Consider the following 1,224-nt stretch of genomic DNA (forward strand, 5'->3'; position numbering starts at 1 on the left):
GTTCGCGTCGGTGACGCAGCGACCCAGGCCGTTGAAGAACGGATCCAGCGGCGCGGGCCAGTTGTCGCCGGTGTGGCGGTAGCGTCCACCGGCGTTGGCCTGCCAGACCTCGAGCAGGGTGTGGGGGACCGGCTTTCCGTCGCCGTCGAGTACGCGGCCGTGGACAACGATGCGCTGTCCCTGTGCTTCGCCGCCGTTGGCAATGGTCAGGTCGTTTTCGCCGGCGCCGACGCGATCTTCGCCGAATACCGGTCCGGTGAGCTCCGTGAGCCGCTGGGGGAGCAGCTTCAGCGGTTGCTTCGGGTGGCGAAGGGAAGTCGTCTTGTAGTCCGCGAAATCGGCCGGGGCGTTGACGCCAGTCGGCCGCTGGTACCTCGGCGGTAGATGCAGCATAGGGAACCTCGTCGTTCGGTTACGTGAAGTTGTTCGCAATGTGTACATGTGTTGCGCTCTGCGAACAGAATAGGTCGTAGATGTGACCCAGGCAATGCCGGGGGGTGAAAATGTTCGTCATGCGGACGGGGGTTCACAATACGTACGCGTCGCGCTACTGTGATCGACATGATGGACAAAGTCATTCCCACTGCTGCCGAGGCCGTCGCCGACGTGCCGGACGGCGTCACGATCGCTGTCGGAGGATTCGGGCTCGTCGGAGTGCCGGAGATCCTCATCGATGCGCTCCTCGAGCAGGGCGCGACATCACTCGAAACGGTGAGCAACAACTGCGGCACCGACGGGTTCGGGCTCGGAGTGCTCCTGGAGAAGGGGCGTATCCGTCGTACCGTCAGCTCGTACGTCGGCTCCAACAAGGAGTTCGCGCGTCAGTACCTCTCCGGTGAGCTGGAAGTCGAACTCACGCCCCAGGGCACGCTCGCCGAGCGCATGCGTGCCGGGGGAGCGGGCATCCCCGCGTTCTTCACCCCGGCCGGCGTCGGCACCCAGGTTGCCGACGGCGGCCTGCCACTGCGCTACGACGGCAACGGCGGCATCGCAGTTGCCAGTCCGCCCAAGGAAACTCGTGACTTCGACGGCGTCACCTACGTGATGGAACGCGGCATCGTCGCCGACTACGCACTGGTCCATGCCTGGAAAGGCGACCGGCACGGCAACCTCGTCTACCGCGCGAGTATCCATGTCGTCGACGCGCCCCAGATGCCGGTACGTGCCGTCCGGTTCGCGGCGGGCCCGGTCGCGCGTGGCCAGCCAGCCGCCCACGAGGGTCCG

The 1,224-nt window shown here is 65.9% G+C and carries 2 protein-coding genes; one reads left to right on the forward strand and one right to left on the reverse strand.

Annotated elements, in window-relative coordinates; translation table 11 throughout:
• Positions 1 to 393, reverse strand: a 393-nt coding sequence (locus ABT116_RS47940; protein ID WP_502984094.1) for a dioxygenase family protein, incomplete at its 3' end; no start/stop codon positions are given.
• Between the two features lie 171 nt (positions 394 to 564).
• Between ABT116_RS47940 and ABT116_RS47945 the strand changes: the two genes are divergently transcribed.
• A partial coding sequence (locus ABT116_RS47945) for a CoA transferase subunit A (protein WP_351647785.1) occupies positions 565 to 1,224 on the forward strand: 660 nt, incomplete at its 3' end.

Origin of the sequence: Streptomyces sp. NPDC002130, assembly GCF_040296465.1 — a bacterium.
GTDB lineage: Bacteria > Actinomycetota > Actinomycetes > Streptomycetales > Streptomycetaceae > Streptomyces.